Raw genomic sequence first — 16162 nt, 5'->3', positions numbered from 1 at the left:
TGACAAGCATTGTTGTGGGTGTTCCGGGCAACCGGCCCCGCCCATCGATGTCAGGAGTGTCCATGACAGCCATCACACAACCACAGCTCGCAGCCGTGCGCACCGTGCACCTGCGCAAGATCTACGGAAGCGGGGAGACCGCCGTCACCGCCCTCGACGACGTGTCGGTGGACTTCCGGCGCGGCGAGTTCACCGCCATCATGGGGCCGTCGGGTTCGGGAAAGTCCACCCTCATGCACTGCGCAGCCGGGCTCGACGAGGCCACCAGCGGTGAGGTGTTCATCGGCGAGGTGGAGCTGACAGCACTCAACGACACATCCCTCACCCTGCTGCGTCGCGAGCGGGTCGGTTTCGTCTTCCAGTCGTTCAATCTGCTGCCCACGATGACCGCGAGGCAGAACATCCTGCTGCCACTCAAGCTGGCCCGCAACCAGCCCGACCAGAAGTGGTTCGACACCGTGGTACGGGTGCTGGGCCTGGGGGACCGTCTGGCTCATCGCCCCAGCGAACTGTCCGGGGGCCAGCAGCAGCGCGTCGCCGTGGCGCGCGCCCTCATCACCCGGCCCGAGGTGATCTTCGCCGACGAGCCCACCGGCGCGCTCGACTCCACGGCCAGCCGTGAGCTCCTCGACTTCTTGTCCCGCAGTGTTTCCGAGCTCGGCCAGACGATTGTCATGGTCACCCATGATCCGCGCGCTGCCGGATACGCCGATCGGGTACTGCAGCTGGCCGACGGCCGGATCGTCTCCGACGAGCTCAATCATTCCTCCCGCGGACCTCTCGAAGCCGGTGAACGCTGATGCTGCGTCAGCCCCGTCAACTCATCAGCGCCGCCCTGGCCATCGTGCTGGGCGTCGCCTTCGTCGCTGCGACGCTCGTCTTCGGCGCCTCCCTGAACGCCGGCGTCAGCCAGATGGCGGCCGGGCAGGTCAACGGCGCAGCGGTGGTCATCACGGCTGGTCGCAGCACCATCACACCCGAGTTTGCCGACGCGGCCGCGTCGCTGCCCGGGGTGACCGGCTCGCGCAAGATCGTCTCCGGCTCCACCCAGGCACTGGTCGAGGGTGTCCCCGAATTCCTTCCCATCCAATCCCAGCCCGCCCCAACGGCCGACACCCAGATCGTGGACGGGCGCTGGGCGAATGCCCCCAACGAGATCACCGTGAACGAGGCCGCCCGCACCGACGGCCATCTTGGGCTCGGCACGACGATCAGTGTGACCGGTGAGGCGAACCACCTCGAGAAGTACACCGTGGTAGGCGTTGCCAAACTGGGATACGAAGCAAGCAGTTCACCGAACATGCCGCTCGTGATGGCCGACGCGCCGACCGCAATGGCGATCACCGGAGTCAAGGGCTACTCCGAGGTCTACCTGGACTCGAATACCGAACCCGCGCAGCTGCGTGACCAGGTCGAGAAGCTGCCCGGAGCATCGGCCGAGGGCATCACGGTGCGAACCGGCGCGGACCAGACACGCACCCTGGTCAAGCAGCTCACCGGCAACAGCAATGCATTGCAGAGCCTGCTGCTCGGCTTCGCAGCCATCGCCCTTCTCGTGGGGGCCATCGTCATCACGAACACCTTCGCCATCCTCATCACCCAGCGGATCCGTCAGCTCGCGCTGATGCGCTGCGTCGGCGCGACACGCAACCAGGTGTTCCGGATGGTGGTGGGCGAGGCGATGCTGCTCGGGCTGGGAAGCTCGGTGGTGGGCGTTGGTCTCGGCCTCGGCCTGGCAGCTCTGTTCATAGAATTCGCCAAGGGCTCGATCAGCACTCCACTGCCCTTCACCGTGTCCCTGTCATCGGTCATCGTCCCGGTGCTGGTGGGCCTCGTGGTCACCACCCTGGCGTCATTCGCCCCTGCGCGCAGCGCAACCCGAGTGGCTCCGCTGGCAGCCCTGAGGCCCGAGCTGGCCGTCAGCGCCTCAGGCGCCGTCCGGCTGCGCCGCATCGTCCCTGGCGCCATCTTCGTGGCCGCTGGCGCAGCGATGCTTGCCTGGGGAGCGACCCGCGGATCCTCCGAGGCCTCCGGTGGACTCGCCGTGGGGATGATAGGCGGACTGCTCAGCTTCGTCGGCGTGCTCATGCTCAGCAGGCTGCTCATCCCCGCTCTGGTCTCCCTGCTTGCCGGCCCCATGAGGGCATCCGGTGTGCCCGGTGAGTTGGCCGTCGGCAATGCCCGGCGCAATCCGCGGCGCACTGCCGCAACGGCCAATGCCCTGCTCGTCGGCGTCACCCTCATCAGCCTGCTCAGCGTCGGAGCTGCGGTCTCGCAGGCAAGCGCCGACCGCACGCTTGTCTCGCACTATCCCCAGGACGCCGTGGTGTCCACTCCGCAAGGGGCCGATGAGTCCTTGCTCACAACGGTGCGCGGCACTTCAGGCGTCAGTGACGCGGCGCTCGTGCCGAGCGTGCGGGCGCAGGTGACCCACGACGCCACGACGAGCGATGTCACCGTGACGGGCGTCAGCTCCCACGCCGCGCAGGTGACCCGCTTCCCCGAGCGCTATACCGGTGTGGACGATACGACCGCACGTACCAGCAATACCGAGTTCCATGACGGGCAGAAGATCACGCTGAGCTACCAGGGCCATGAGCTCCCGCTCACCGTCAGGGTGTCGAGCGACTATTCGTCCGGGCTCGCGGTGAGCACCGCCACCATGTCCCGGCTGGCCCCCCAGGCTCCCGAGGAGATCTGGGTGCGCTATGCGGACGGCACGAGTGTGAACACCGTGACCGCCGACCTGGGTCGCGCCATCGCCTCCCAGCCCGGCGCACAGGTGGACAGCGGTGCCCAGATGCGCCAGTTGTTCACCCAGGTGATCGACATTCTGCTGGCAGTCGCCGTCGGCCTCCTGGGCGTTGCCGTGCTCATTGCCGTGGTCGGGGTGGCGAACACCCTTGGCCTGTCGGTCTTGGAACGCACCCAGGAGATCGGCTTGCTGCGGGCAACCGGCATGACGCGCCGGCAGGTGCGCGCGATGATCAGTTGGGAGGCGGTGAGCATCTCGGCCGTCGCCCTGGTGCTTGGCCTGGTGCTGGGTGGCCTCTATGGGCTGGTCGGATCGAAGATCCTCATGACGATGAGCGGGATCCCGCTCATCGTCGCCCTGCCGTGGGGCAGGCTGGCTCTCATCGCAGTGGTCGCCCTGGCCGCCGGCTGGCTCGCCTCGCTCATCCCCGCGGCCCGGGCTGTACGGATCAGTCCCTCAGCGGCGTTGAGCACCGACTGAGCCGCACCACCGGCCGAGTCGACACCGCATCGACGAGGGCACCGCATCGACGAGGACACCGGGCGCAGGAGTGGTCCGCTTCTGCGCCTGGCTGTCCCTGCCTGCGCCCCGGTTTCGCCGCAGTGCCTCAGGCGGGCACGGTCTGAAACCAGGAGGGACCACCCAGCCCACTGAGCTGGGCCACGGGCTCAAGCGCCGTGCCCACCCGGTAGAAGCGTGCGCTGTCGCCCTTCTCGGCACCTGCCACGACGTGACGGGGCCCCACCAGCCCGATCGCCCGAGGCTGCTTCTCGGTGACCACATGGTCGAGCCGGGCGCCGAAGCCGCCGTCGGCTTCCAACGCCCAGAGCGTGAGGGTGGACGCCCGCCGCTCCGATGCCACTAGCCAGTGAGCGCCGGGACCCAGGACGATGTCGGCGCCCCAGAGGCGATTGCGCTGCTCGTCGTCGGTGGGCTTACGCTGCGGCGGCACGTAGACTCCGGGCCGCAGGTGCTCGGAATCCTCGTAGTAATTAACCTGGCCGACGATGCCGAGCCGCCCGTCGTGCACATCCCTGTTCAGCTGGACCACCTGGCCGCCCAGTTCCTCGATCACATAGACATGCTCGCCGCCCGGCTCGACGAGGATGTGCCGAGGACCTGCGGTCTGGGGGAACTGCACGCCCAGCGCCTCCTCGTCGACCAGCCCCCGGGAGTCGACGCGCATGCCCACCACACGGTCCTCCCCCAGTTCGCTGCGGTAGGCGAAGCGACCGTCCGGGGCGAAGACGATGCAGTGCGGCTGGCGTCCGCTGGGACGGACCTGCCAGGAATCGGCTTCGATCTCGCCACCGGCACCGAGCGGCACCCACGCAAGCTCGCTGGAGTGATAGCAGACCGCTGCAAGCATCCGTCGGTCGGGACTCAGCGCCATCGAGGTCGGCGCGAACGGCGCTGGCACCTCCGCCACGATGTCCAGCTTGCCGTGCTCATCGATCTCCACAGTGATGAGCTGGACCGGATCGGTGCCGGCAGCGACGATGAGCCGGCGGGGGCCCGCTCCGCGGATGAGGGGCATCGGCTTGGCACCCACCGCGAGCTGATGGACGATCTCGGCGCTCTCGGCCCGATCGTCGAAGCGGACCACGGAGACAACGCCAGCCTGGCGTCCGGCAATGCAGCAGAAGTGTTCGGCCATGGCGCCAAACTACCGCGCACCCACCGAGGAGTGCTCTGCCTGCGGCGGTAGAGTGCAGCGGGAAGCCCGCCGTCTGTGGAGGCCCCATGACCCATCGCTGCGCCGTCATCGGAAGCCCGATCGCGCATTCTCTGTCGCCGATCCTGCACCGCGCCGCCTACGAACAACTCGGCCTGCGCGACTGGAGCTACGAGTCCTTCGACGTGACCCCCCAGGCGCTGCCCGAGTTCCTGGCGAGCTGCACGACACAGTGGGTGGGCCTGTCGGTGACCGCTCCGCTGAAATCGGCGCTGCTCGAGCACGGGCTGGCCGAACAGCGGGCCAAGGACCTCAATGCGGCCAATACCTTGGTCTTCGGGCATCCCAACAGGCTCTACAACACCGATGTCACCGGGATGCGGGTGGCTCTGGCCAGCCACGGTGTGGAGAAGGCCGGCACGGCGATCGTGCTCGGGGCGGGCGCCACGGCCCGCAGCGCCCTTGCCGCGCTGGAGGCCCTGGGGGTCAGCACCATCACGGTGGCCGCCCGCAGTGTCCAGCGCGCCCACGACAGCCTCGACCCGATTGCCGCCATTCTGGGCGTCGACGTCGAGGTGGTCGACTGGACTAGTCTCGACAGCCTGGGCGAGCACCCCGCTGACATCCTGATATCCACCGTGCCAACGGTCTTCGAGCCGAGCCGGGCGGTGCAGCTCGCGGCACTGACGCCGGTGGTGTTCGACATCGTCTACCACGACTACCCGACGAACCTCAGCCGCGCCGCGCAGGCTGCCGGGGCGCTCGACGTGGATGGCGTCGACCTGCTCGTATACCAGGCCATCGATCAGGTGGTGCTCATGACGGGCCGGCGCCCGCAGGCCGAGCCCCTGCTGGAACTGTGCCGCCAGGCGGTAGCTGCCCGCGGCTGAAGAGGTTTCCGGCCGGCAGAGCGTGGATTCGCAGAGCCTGGATTCGCAGAGCGTGGACCGGCGATGGGCGCCCATCGCACATCAGCCCGGCTGCGCTAGCGCAGGGTGGCGACCGCCACATCGGGGACATTCGTAATGATCGCGTCCACCTCGAGATGGGCGAGCGCCTTGATCTGCTCGGGCTGGTCGATCGTCCACACGTTGACGCTCAGCCCGCGGCCATGGGCCTTGCGGACGCAGTGCGGGTTGAGCCGCACCGCTGTCCCGGCTGGGTGCAGCGCCGCAGCACCCAGCTTGACGCCGTATTCCTGCGGCTTCCACATCACGGTCTCGTAGAGCAGGCCCGCGCGGTAGCCGCGGTCGGCCATCGCGCGCATCGAGCGGTGGTTGAACGATGAATAGAGGACACGGTCATCCCAACCGCAGCGATGCACCAGCTCGGCCACCTGGGACTCCATCCCGGGATAGGCCACCACGGAGTTCTTCAGTTCGATGTTGACGGTGAGGGGGGTCTCCTTGAGCAGGTCGAGAACGTCCGCCAGTGTGGGGATCGGGAGCTTGCCGAAGCCCGACATGTGGTTGGCGAAGTCGAACCCGCGCAACTCGTCCAGGCAGTACTCGGCGATGAAGCCACGTCCGTCGCTGGTCCGGTCGATCTGCTCGTCGTGACAGACGACCAGCTCGCCGTCCGCGGTGCGCTGGACGTCCAGTTCGACGCCGTCCGCGCCGAGCTCGGCCGCCCTCTCGAATGCCGGAAGGGTGTTTTCCGGGGCGGCCTTGCTCGCCCCGCGGTGGGCCCATACCAGTGTCATCGTGCCGGCCTCACCGAGACGACGTCGAGGTTGGCACCCGGGTCCATCGACAGGGCGAGCGCAACTGTGCGCGCCACGTCCCGAGGCGCCAGATAGCGCTCCGGCTCGTACTCGTGCCCCAGTTGCGCCTGGATGGCGATCTGCATATCCGTATCCACTCTCCCAGGATGAATCGACGTGACCCGCACTCGTCCGCGTTCCTCCTCGCGCAGGGCATCGGTGAAGGCCACCAGTGCATGCTTCGAGGCGCAGTAGCTCCCGTTGCCCGGTGCGGACCGGAGCCCCGAGCCGGAATTGATGGTGATCACCTGGCCATTGGCCTCGCGCAGACGTGGCAGCAGCAGACGGGTGAGCTCGGCCACCGCCACCACATTGAGCTCGAACTGGGCGCGCCAGTCGCTGCGTGTCAGCTCGGCGATGTTGCCGAGCACCGTGATGCCGGCCGAGTGCACGAGCGCGTCGAGACGGCCGATTCCAGATGCGGCGCTGAGGGTGGCATCGTCATCGGTGAGTTCGGCGACGAAGGGCTCGGCGCTGGGTAGCTGCGCGACCACCTGATCCACTGCCTCGCGGCGCCGCCCGCCCACGAGGATGTGCCAGTGCGGAGCAAGTTCCTCGGCGATGGCGCGGCCGATGCCGCGCGTTGCTCCGGTGATCAGGACATGTCTGCGCTCGGTCACGGCATACAGCCTAGCCGTCCAGGGTCCCGCGGATCGTCCGCGATCCGTTGCGCCAGCCAGCCGTGAGGACGCAGGAGCACTCGGCCAGAACGGCGCCAGCCGAGGAGCTGGGCGGATGGTGCACGCGACAACTCGACACGCCGGAATTGCTGCACAGAATTGCTACTCGGGGGTTCGACTGGCGCGCCCGGGGGGACTTGAACCCTCAACCTTCTGATCCGTAGTCAGATGCTCTATCCATTAAGCTACGGGCGCTTTGCCGTACAGCGAGTAGAGACTCTACCCCGTCGGCTGCGACAACGCCAATCCGAGCCATGGCGGGAGCCGGGTACCGGTGCAGCGGGGGCGGACGACGGGCTACCTCGTGGCGCCCCGCTCACGGGCCAGCTCGTGGCGCCCGAGCGCACAAAGCACCAGCCCGAACCCACGAGGTGGATCCGGGCTGTCTCGATGGCCTGGAACATCACTGCCCCGGGACATCTCACTGGCGGAGGTGGCGGGATTTGAACCCGCGATGGGATTTAAGTCCCAAACCCGCTTAGCAGGCGGGCGCCATAGACCGGACTAGGCGACACCTCCAGCGCCAACTCACCCTATCCGGTCGGGGCCCGGGGAGCAAAGAGACCCCTAAGCGCCCACCTGACTTCATGGGCACGGGCTCATGAGGCATCATGGGAGAATCGGTGCCGCCGTATCCGCCCGGTCGCGCTGACCGAGCCGCTGGGATCGAGCACGTTGTGCTAGGTGCCCCGCCGGTTGCCCCACCAAGACCTGCAGCTACGGTCGATGCCGTCTGCAGTGCCAACTGCTACAGAGGTGTCATGGCCACACGACGAACCACACGCGGCTCCGGCGACGAGTCCGAAGGCTCCGAGCGCCCTGAGCACTACGTGCCGCGGTATGCGCGTCCTGCAGCCGAGACCCCCGACGCCGGCCACCACGGTTCCCCGCAGCGAGCCTTGTTCTCGCAGGCACCGTTCTCGCAGGCACCGTTCTCGCAGACACCGCCTGCTGGCCCGGATTCCGCAGCTGCCAATCCCGGCGCCGAGATGCCCTACGACGTGGAACGCGAGGGACTGCGCGAGCCACCGGCGCCCGCCTCGGTGGGCAGCGGCGCCCGGGCCCGAAGCCAGGCCGGCCAACGGGGCTCGGGTGTGCGATCCGGTCACGAGCATCCTGGCGGCTTCGGCAGCACTGCGTTACGCACCACGATCGGCACCCTCATCCCCGGCACCGGGCTGCTCGGCACCCGACGTACCCTGGCGGGCCTCACCATCTTCCTCATCTGCCTGCTCGGGGCGATGTCCGTGGGGCTGGCGGCGTGGCTTCGTCCCCAGATCCTCGTCGGCCTGGTCATGAGCTCGACCAAATTCACCGTGCTGGGCATCGCGCTGGCCATCGCCGCCGTGCTGTGGGTGGCGCTCGTGGTGGGGACCTATCTCACCGCGCGACCGGCGCGGATGACCAGGGCCCAGCGGATCATCGGCGCCACGCTCGTGTTCGTCATGTCGGTCCTGGTGGCCACCCCCACCGGTCTCGGGTCTGCCTACTCCTTCACCACGGGTTCGGTGATCGCCGATGTATTCGGCAACGACAACGCGCGTTCCAAGACCCGCCCGCACATCACCAACGAGGCCAATCCCTTCGCCGACAAGGAAAGGCTCAACATCCTGCTGCTGGGAGGCGACTCCGGTGCTGGCCGTGACACGGAGCTGGGCCTGCGCACCGACACCGTCATCCTCGCCTCGATCGACACCCACACCGGCAATACGGTTCTCATCCAGCTGCCCCGCAACCTCGAGAACGTGCCCTTCCCGCCCGGCTCGGACCTGGCCAAGGTCTATCCCCATGGACGCATCTGGGACGGGGTCACCGGCAGCGAGGACTCCTACATGCTCAACGCCGTGTGGAACGAGGTGCCACAGGAGCACCCTGAGCTGTTTCAGGACACCGACTACAAGGGCGCAGACGCCACCAAGCTGGCGGTGAGCGGGATCACCGGGCTGTCTGTCGACTACTTCGTGATGATCAACATCGACGGGATCCAGAAGCTCGTGGACGCCATGGGCGGCGTGACGGTCAACGTGAACTTCCCGATCGCCAAGGGCGGCCACGTCGACGGCTACGGTACCGAGGCCTGTGGCGTCGACGGGCATCTGAACGTCGGCGCGAATCAGCATCTGAACGGCGCGGACGCCATGTGGTACGCCCGCAGCCGCTGCAATGACCCCGACTACGACTATGGACGCATGCGGCGCCAGAGCTGCCTCATCAATGCGGTGGTCAAGCAGGCCAATCCCCAGACCATGCTCACCCGCTACGAGGCGATCGCCTCGGCAGGCCAGAACATGATGAGCACCGACATCCCCGAGAACCTGCTCGATGACATCGCCGACCTGGCGCTGAAGGTGAAGGACGCCCAGGTGACCCGCGTCGTCTTCGCGCAAAGCCTGGACGGCACCCCGGTGGCCAATGAGATCGTGCCCGGAAACCCCGACTACCCGGCGATGCGCGCCGCCATCACCTCAGCGATCGACTCGAGCGAGGGCATCACGCCGGCGCCTGCACCGAGCACTGCCGCGGCTGGCGCACAGCCCAGCGCCGATCCCCAGCCGAGCGTGGAGCAGGCCAGCGCCCTCGCCCCGCAGCCCGAGGCCTCGCCCTCGGTGGCACCCCAGGAGAACCTGGCCGATGTGTGCTCCTTCACCCCCGCGAAGTGAGACCGGATCGGTGCCCCCGGATCGGTGCCCCCGAGGGCCGGGGCAGCTCGGCTCTCGCCGGTGAACCGGCGCCCCAGACAGCGCCTCAAGCGCTGATCGCAGCGACACGCGATGCAATATCGGCGACGACCGCCTTCATCACAGGATCATCGCCGCCATTGGAGCAGATGATGTAGGTGCGCTTGATCGCACCGGAGGCAATCACCAGGCGAGAGCCGTCCGGGGTCAACGCGACGCGGGTGACGTGCGCCCAGCTGCCCCTCTTGTCCAGCCCCGGTCCATGGACCCGGAATCCCACCTCGTCCAGGTCGACGTGGAGACTGTGATGGGCCAGCGAGTAGGCGAGCAGCGCCAGCACAGCGATCCCCGCGGCCAGCACGACCAACCCCAGGATCACGACGACGAGGGCCCAGTCGAGAACGATGCCGAGGATCCCCGCGGCCAGGCCCAGCACGGTGGCCGCGACGCCGAGCACCAGTGCGCGGCGGGGCGGACGAGGACGCAGCACGTAGCGATTCATGTCTCCCCTTCATGGCAAGCAGCGGCGAGGGTGGGATTCGAACCCACGGAGCTTTCGCTCGGCCGCTTTCAAGGCGGCTGCACTCGTCCACTATGCGACCTCGCCAATGCGCCTTGCGGGCGCGCACTCATCGTAGCCGACACGCCGCTGCCCGGGCCGCCCGGCATCTCGGCGCCGCCGCGCCCAGATGCCACGATCGCACCGGCACGGTGCCTCGCCGGCAACCTGGCGCCCGAGGGCTCTGGCATCCTTGGATCATGCACGCAATCGCAGTGAGCGAGCCAGGCGGCTCGGAGAAACTGGAGTTGATCTCGGTTCCCACGCCGCAGCCGGGGCCGGGCGAGGTGCTCGTGCGCACCCAGGCGGCTGGAATCAACCGCGCCGATATCTTGCAACGCGAGGGGCACTATCCGCCGCCGCCGGGGGTGACGGATGTGATGGGGCTGGAAGCGCTGGGAGTGATCGAAGCCCTTGGCGAGGCAGTGAGTGGCCACGAGGTCGGCGAACAGACCCTCGCACTCCTGGCCGGTGGGGCCTATGCCGAGTACTTCGTCGTGCCGGCCGGCCAGCTGCTGAGCCTGCCGCAGGGTATCGACCCGCTCGTCGCGGCCGGCCTCGTGGAGGTCGCGGCAACAGTGGTCTCCAACTTCGACCATGTGAAGCTCGGCTCCGGTCAGACCGTCCTCATCCACGGTGGCGCCGGCGGAGTGGGGAGTTTCGCCATCCAGTACGCCAAGGCATTGGGGGCCCGGGTGTTCGTGACAGCCGGCACCCAGAGCAAGCTCGACTACTGCCGCAGCCTTGGCGCCGACGAGGGTTTCGACTATCACGAGGACTGGCACTCAGCAGTGATGGTGGCCACCCAGGACCGTGGCGTCGACGTGATCCTCGACATCATCGGCGCGAAGTACCTCGAGATGAACGTGAGCTCGCTCGCGCTGGACGGCAGGTTGGTCATCATCGGGATGCAGAAGGGCACGCGGGGCACTCTCAACATCGCCGAGCTGCTGAACCGGCGCGGCACGGTCACCGCGACGAACCTGCGTTTTCGCACGCCGGAGCAGAAGGCACAGATCTGCCGGAGAGTCGAGCAGGTCGTCTGGCCGATGATCAGCTCGGGCCAGATCGTCCCCGGCCACCAGACCCGGGTCCCCTTCGACCAGGCAGCTCGCGGGCACGCTCTCCTCGAGTCCGGCGAGCAGATGGGAAAGATCATCCTCGTGAACAGCTGAGCTGCAGTTGTGGCATCCACGAGGACCGACCGGCGCGACGCGGCAACTTACGCATAGTTATTCGCCGAAGGGCATAGTTGTTAGTCGGTTCACGCTTGGAGACTCGATGGACATCGCATAACTTTCAGGTTATGCTGGCGGGTGTGACTAAGGTTCTCACCTCCCTTCCCGTCGGCGAGCGCGTCGGCATCGCCTTCAGTGGCGGACTCGACACCTCCTGCGCCGTGGCCTGGATGCGCTCCAAAGGTGCCATCCCCTGCACCTACACCGCCGATATCGGCCAGTACGACGAGCCCGACATCGAATCGGTGCCCGGCCGGGCGGGCCAGTACGGCGCCGAGATCAGCCGCCTCGTCGACTGCAAGGAGTCACTCGTCGAGGAGGGCCTGTCGGCGCTGGCCTGCGGGGCATTCCACGTGAAGAGCGCCGGGCGCGCCTACTTCAACACCACGCCCATCGGGCGCGCGGTCACCGGCACCCTGCTGGTGCGCGCGATGGCCGAGGACGGCGTGTCCATCTGGGGTGACGGATCGACCTACAAGGGCAATGACATCGAGCGCTTCTACCGCTATGGGCTGATGGCCAATCCGGCTCTGCGGATCTACAAGCCATGGCTCGACGAGGACTTCGTGGGCGAACTGGGTGGGCGCGACGAGATGAGCGTGTGGCTGCACCAGCACAACCTGCCCTATCGCGATTCCAAGGAGAAGGCCTACTCCACCGATGCGAACATCTGGGGCGCCACTCATGAGGCCAAGACCCTCGAGCACCTCGACATCTCGCTCGAGAGCGTCGAGCCGATCATGGGCGTCCGCTTCTGGGACCCGGCCGTCACCATCGAGCCCGAGACCGTCCGGATCGCCTTCGAGCAGGGCCGCCCGGTGGCCATCAACGGCGAGCGTTTCGACACAGCCGTCGAGCTCGTGACCAAGGCGAACGAGATCGGCGGGCGCCACGGGTTGGGCATGAGCGACCAGATAGAGAACCGCATCATCGAGGCGAAGAGCCGCGGCATCTATGAGGCACCCGGCATGGCTCTGTTGTTCATCGCCTACGAGCGTCTGGTGAACGCCATCCACAACGAGGACACCATCATCAACTACCGCACCGAGGGCATGCGGCTGGGCCGGCTGCTCTACGAGGGACGCTGGCTCGATCCCCAGGCGCTCATGATTCGTGAGTCCATCCAGCGCTGGGTGGCCAGCGTCGTGACCGGAGAGGTCACCGTGAAGTTGCGCCGCGGCGAGGACTACTCCATCCTCGACACGACCGGCCCAGCCTTCAGCTACCACCCCGAGCGGCTGTCGATGGAGCGCGTCGAGGACGCGGCCTTCGGCCCGCTCGACAGGATCGGCCAGCTCACGATGCGCAATCTGGACATCTCCGATTCCCGCGAGCGCCTCGAGCAGTACGCCAGCCAGGGCCAACTCACCGGCGGGGAGGCAGCCAAGCTCGTGGGACAGCTCGAACCGGGCAAGTCCGCCTCGATCGCGGACAATCCGAACCATCCCGGAGCGCAGCCCAGTACACCGTTGGACAACGCCGCAATGGAATCCGGCACCGACTAGCTGACCTCGGCACAAATCCCGCCCGGTGTGTGGGCCTGTCACCCGACCCGCACACCGGGCGATCGCCTGTCCCTGGCGTCGCGGATTTCGTTCGCCCGGCGAGAGCCCGCAGGCTCTCCGGCCTCTTCGGGACGCAGGCCCGGCTCACTTCACACAGGGCACCCCGCCGCCGGCCATCTCGGTGAGATCGGTCGGCGCCGGACCGGTGGTTCCCCCACCGGTGGCCGATACCGGACTGGGCAGGGAGCTCTCCGGTGCGCTGGTGCCAGCGGTGCTGCTGGTCCCCGCCGAGGGCGAACTCCAGTCGAAGGACGTCCCGATGGTCACCTTGATCTCCCCGGCACCCAGATCGTCGTCCTCGCGCAGGTCATCGATGCCGATCAGGGTGGCGAGCCTCTGGGCCACCTGCTGCGAGCCACTGGCATAGACGAGGCTTGAGTCTGCCACCCGGCTGGACGCCGTGCTGGCGGTACCGGCCCCGAAACCGTAGTGACCCAGCTCTCGGATGAGCGAGGCCGCCGCACCGGAGGCTCCCGAGCCGTTGACCACCGACACCGTCGTGCCGGTGCCGAAGGTCTCCTCGGCCGCCGACGAGGGCGCTGCAGTGGCCGGCGACGAGGTGGGCGCTGCAGTGGCCGGCGACGAGGTGGGCGCTGCAGTGGCCGGTGCCGAGGAGGCTGCCGGTGGGGCGAGGAGCTTTGCCACGATGGCGCGCACAGCGGAAACGTCCACGATGTTCACCGACTGGCCCGCCGAATCGGTGCCGAACCTGGCGATGGGCAGCGTGTAGAAATGCATCTTCGAGCCGTCCATCGAGGACGCCAAGGAGGTGAGATCGGAGATGCCCAGCTGGGAGTCGATGACGGTGTTCTGCTGGGCCACCTTGACGAGCCGGTTCAGCGTGGCGGGATTCGTCAGGACATTGGTCTGCTTGAGCTTCGTGAACAGCGAGGCGATGAATGCCTGCTGACGCCTGGACCGGTCGAGATCGGTGAACTCCAGACCGGGATTGCTCGTGTCGCGGCGCTGCCGTACGAAAGCGACCGCCTGATCGGCGTCGATCTGCTGTGTGCCCGCCTTGAAGTCGGCTCCCGAGTAGGTGTCGACGGTGTTCTCCTTGACGCATACCGTGATGGGCTGGACCACCTGTGCTATCTGTAGGAAGGCGACCATCGTCACCTCGACGAAGTGGTCGATCTGGACACCGAGAAACTGCTCGACGGCTGCAACCTGTTCGGCACGCCCGGCGTCGCGCGACGCCTGGTAGGCCGCTGCATCCGTATGACCCTCGGCTGCCAGCTCCTTGGACTTCTGGTCGGCCGCCAGACCATAGGCCTCCTTGATCTTGGCCTTGCATTCCCCATCCGGGCAGCCGGGGAGGTCGACATAATCGTCGCGCGGAATCGCAATGACCGTGGCTGCGGCGCCGCCTGCCGGCACGTGCACATACATGAGGACATTCGAGTTCAGGCCACCATCGCTCTCGTCCCCCGAGTGCAGGGCCTCATATGCGGCGGCCGGCAATGGATTGCCGTTGACGTCGACGCGCGAATCGAGCCCCATGACCAGAAGATTGAGTTCGCCCGACACCGGCGCGCCCGACTTCACGATTGCCGAGGAACGTCTGATTCCGCTGTCGGCGCGCCATAGATAGATGCCGACGGCGGCGAGCGCGGCGACAAGGACAAGCGCCAGGCCGAGGGCGGCCAGCGCAAGGATCCGGCGCCGCCGGTGTAGCCGGCGACGCGGGCGATACGGGTGGTCAACGGGCAGTTCTTCGCTCATCTCATGATCCTCCGGAGTTTGCCCAAGTGTCGCCCCCCAAGCTGTGGAGGCGCTGCCCCGGGCGGAGGCACGACCCGCGCCGTGAGGAGCGAGACCCGCCTAAGGTGGTGCCATGAGCACCGCCCTTCTGCAGCGCATTCTGTCAGGAGCCCGCAATGCGGTCTTCTTCGGTGGCGCAGGGGTCTCCACGCCCAGTGGAATACCGGATTTCCGCTCTGCGACCGGACTCTATGCGTTGAGCTCGGGTAGCAGCCGACCACCGGAGTACATGCTGTCCCGCAGCTGCTGGCGCGATCATCCCGAGGATTTCTATGACTTTTACCGCACCTACCTGCTCCACCCCCAGGCGCGCCCCAATCGCGCCCATCGTGCCCTCGCGAGTCTCGAGAAGAGCGGCGTGCTGAGCGCCGTCGTGACGCAGAACATCGATGGCCTGCACCAGCTCGCGGGATCACGCACGGTATTCGAGCTGCATGGCAGCGTATTGCGCAATCACTGTGTCGACTGTGGCCACCGCTTCCCGCTCGCGGCCGTGGCCAACTCGACCGGGATACCGCGCTGCAGCCACTGCCAGGGCATCATCAAGCCGGACGTCGTGCTCTATGAGGAGCCCCTGGAAGCCCAGGTGATGGAGGCTGCACTGGAGGCGATCCGCGCGGCGGACGTGCTGCTTGTCGGGGGGACCTCGCTCAATGTCCACCCCGCCGCCGGCCTGGTCGACCACTTCACCGGCGAACATCTGGTGCTCATCAACAAGTCGGCCACCCCCGCCGACCGACGGGCGCAACTCGTGATCCATGACTCGATCGACACCGTGCTGGGCGATGCCGTCGACTCGGTGCAGGGTGTGACCAGCTGATCTACCCCCGGGCCGCTGAAGGCGGCCCCAGCCGATCTACTCCAGAGCGCTCGCGGCCGGTCTCACGCGAGGGACCGGCCGCAGCTCGACTCACTTGAGAGCAGCCAAGGCCTTGTCGTAGTCCGGCTCGTCCGCGATCTCGGACACGAGTTGGGTGTAGGCGACCTTCCCGGACTCGTCGACGACGACAACGCTGCGGGCGAACAGGCCCGCCAGCGGACCGTCGACGAGGCGCACGCCGTAGTCCTCCGAGAAACGGTGGGTGCGAAAAGCAGAAGCCGTCAGCACATTCTCGATGCCCTCGGCGGTGCAGAAACGACCGGCCGCGAAGGGCAGATCCTTCGAGATGCACAGCACAGTGGTGTTGTCGAGCCCGGCAGCCAGCTCGTTGAAGCGCCGCACGCTGCGCGCACAGGTGTCGGTGTCGAGGCTCGGGAAGATGTTGAGCACAACACGACGTCCCGAGAAGTCGCTCAGCTTGATATCGGACAGATCCGCGCCGACGAGGTCGAAATCGGGTGCGGTGGAGCCGACCGCGGGTAGCTCACCGATGGTGTGGACAGGATTTCCTGGCTCTTCCCAGATGAGGGTGTAGGCGACGCAGCAGCCGTGGTGGGAGGGCGCGGCGCGTCGGTGCCCGGATAGTGGCCGAGGCCTTCCGAGGAT

General features: G+C 67.3%; 13 protein-coding genes and 3 tRNA genes. 7 read left to right on the top strand and 9 right to left on the bottom strand.

Features of this window, described 5'->3' with window-relative positions:
• Nucleotides 1-47 precede the first annotated feature (47 nt).
• Both BMX93_RS08670 and BMX93_RS08665 read left to right on the top strand, forming a co-directional pair.
• Nucleotides 48-800, top strand: a complete 753-nt coding sequence (locus tag BMX93_RS08670) for an ABC transporter ATP-binding protein (RefSeq protein ID WP_425438777.1) — start codon at nucleotides 48-50, stop codon at nucleotides 798-800.
• Nucleotides 800-3235, top strand: coding sequence for an ABC transporter permease (locus BMX93_RS08665; protein WP_091970120.1), 2436 nt, complete (start codon nucleotides 800-802; stop codon nucleotides 3233-3235). Before BMX93_RS08670 ends, BMX93_RS08665 begins: the two co-directional genes overlap by 1 nt.
• A gap of 127 nt (nucleotides 3236-3362) precedes the next feature.
• On the opposite strand, the gene BMX93_RS08660 is transcribed toward BMX93_RS08665, so the two are convergent.
• Nucleotides 3363-4412, bottom strand: coding sequence for a lactonase family protein (locus BMX93_RS08660; RefSeq protein WP_091970118.1), 1050 nt, complete (start codon nucleotides 4410-4412; stop codon nucleotides 3363-3365).
• An 86-nt stretch (nucleotides 4413-4498) separates the two neighbouring features.
• On the opposite strand from BMX93_RS08660, the gene BMX93_RS08655 reads away from it, so the two are divergent.
• Complete coding sequence (locus BMX93_RS08655; protein WP_091970115.1) at nucleotides 4499-5320, top strand: shikimate dehydrogenase; 822 nt, start codon at nucleotides 4499-4501, stop codon at nucleotides 5318-5320.
• 95 nt (nucleotides 5321-5415) lie between these two features.
• On the opposite strand, the gene BMX93_RS08650 is transcribed toward BMX93_RS08655, so the two are convergent.
• The 4 genes from BMX93_RS08650 to BMX93_RS08635 all read right to left on the bottom strand — a co-directional run bounded on the left by BMX93_RS08650 (nucleotide 5416) and on the right by BMX93_RS08635 (nucleotide 7391).
• Complete coding sequence (locus BMX93_RS08650) at nucleotides 5416-6132, bottom strand: glycerophosphodiester phosphodiesterase (RefSeq protein WP_091970114.1); 717 nt, start codon at nucleotides 6130-6132, stop codon at nucleotides 5416-5418.
• Nucleotides 6129-6812 carry an SDR family oxidoreductase gene (locus tag BMX93_RS08645; protein ID WP_091970112.1) on the bottom strand — a complete coding sequence of 228 codons (684 nt, stop codon included), beginning with the start codon at nucleotides 6810-6812 and terminating at the stop codon, nucleotides 6129-6131. The genes BMX93_RS08650 and BMX93_RS08645 overlap by 4 nt, the downstream gene beginning before the upstream one ends.
• A 179-nt stretch (nucleotides 6813-6991) precedes the next feature.
• Nucleotides 6992-7067: transfer RNA gene (locus BMX93_RS08640), tRNA-Arg, on the bottom strand.
• 230 nt (nucleotides 7068-7297) lie between these two features.
• A tRNA-Ser gene (locus BMX93_RS08635) sits at nucleotides 7298-7391 on the bottom strand.
• Between the two features lie 242 nt (nucleotides 7392-7633).
• Here BMX93_RS08635 and BMX93_RS08630 point away from each other — a divergent pair.
• The gene (locus BMX93_RS08630; protein WP_177170145.1) at nucleotides 7634-9532 is read left to right on the top strand and encodes an LCP family protein; all 1899 of its coding nucleotides are present in this window, start codon (nucleotides 7634-7636) and stop codon (nucleotides 9530-9532) included.
• Nucleotides 9533-9617: 85 nt separating this feature from the next.
• Here the strand turns inward: BMX93_RS08630 and BMX93_RS08625 are convergent, their stop codons facing one another.
• Both BMX93_RS08625 and BMX93_RS08620 read right to left on the bottom strand, forming a co-directional pair.
• Nucleotides 9618-10052, bottom strand: a complete 435-nt coding sequence (locus BMX93_RS08625; protein WP_091970108.1) for a hypothetical protein — start codon at nucleotides 10050-10052, stop codon at nucleotides 9618-9620.
• A gap of 22 nt (nucleotides 10053-10074) precedes the next feature.
• Nucleotides 10075-10157 (bottom strand) — tRNA-Ser (locus tag BMX93_RS08620).
• Nucleotides 10158-10309: 152 nt separating this feature from the next.
• Between BMX93_RS08620 and BMX93_RS08615 the strand changes: the two genes are divergently transcribed.
• Entirely contained in the window at nucleotides 10310-11284 is a 975-nt protein-coding gene (locus BMX93_RS08615; protein WP_091970105.1) for an NAD(P)H-quinone oxidoreductase, read from the top strand.
• Between the two features lie 134 nt (nucleotides 11285-11418).
• Nucleotides 11419-12852, top strand: a complete 1434-nt coding sequence (gene argG / locus BMX93_RS08610; protein ID WP_218139284.1) for an argininosuccinate synthase — start codon at nucleotides 11419-11421, stop codon at nucleotides 12850-12852.
• Between the two features lie 144 nt (nucleotides 12853-12996).
• Here the strand turns inward: argG and BMX93_RS08605 are convergent, their stop codons facing one another.
• Complete coding sequence (locus BMX93_RS08605) at nucleotides 12997-14637, bottom strand: LCP family protein (RefSeq protein WP_091970103.1); 1641 nt, start codon at nucleotides 14635-14637, stop codon at nucleotides 12997-12999.
• Between the two features lie 112 nt (nucleotides 14638-14749).
• Between BMX93_RS08605 and BMX93_RS08600 the strand changes: the two genes are divergently transcribed.
• Nucleotides 14750-15496 (top strand): NAD-dependent protein deacylase, encoded by a 747-nt coding sequence (locus tag BMX93_RS08600; RefSeq protein WP_091970100.1) that lies wholly within the window; start codon nucleotides 14750-14752, stop codon nucleotides 15494-15496.
• A gap of 90 nt (nucleotides 15497-15586) precedes the next feature.
• On the opposite strand, the gene tpx is transcribed toward BMX93_RS08600, so the two are convergent.
• Entirely contained in the window at nucleotides 15587-16081 is a 495-nt protein-coding gene (tpx, locus tag BMX93_RS08595; RefSeq protein WP_091970208.1) for a thiol peroxidase, read from the bottom strand.
• Nucleotides 16082-16162 lie beyond the last annotated feature (81 nt).

This window comes from Propionibacterium cyclohexanicum, from assembly GCF_900111365.1.
In the GTDB taxonomy this organism is placed as follows: domain Bacteria; phylum Actinomycetota; class Actinomycetes; order Propionibacteriales; family Propionibacteriaceae; genus Propionibacterium; species Propionibacterium cyclohexanicum.
The sequence above is the reverse complement of the archived record's forward strand: the minus strand, read 5'-3'. Positions and strand labels throughout refer to the sequence as shown.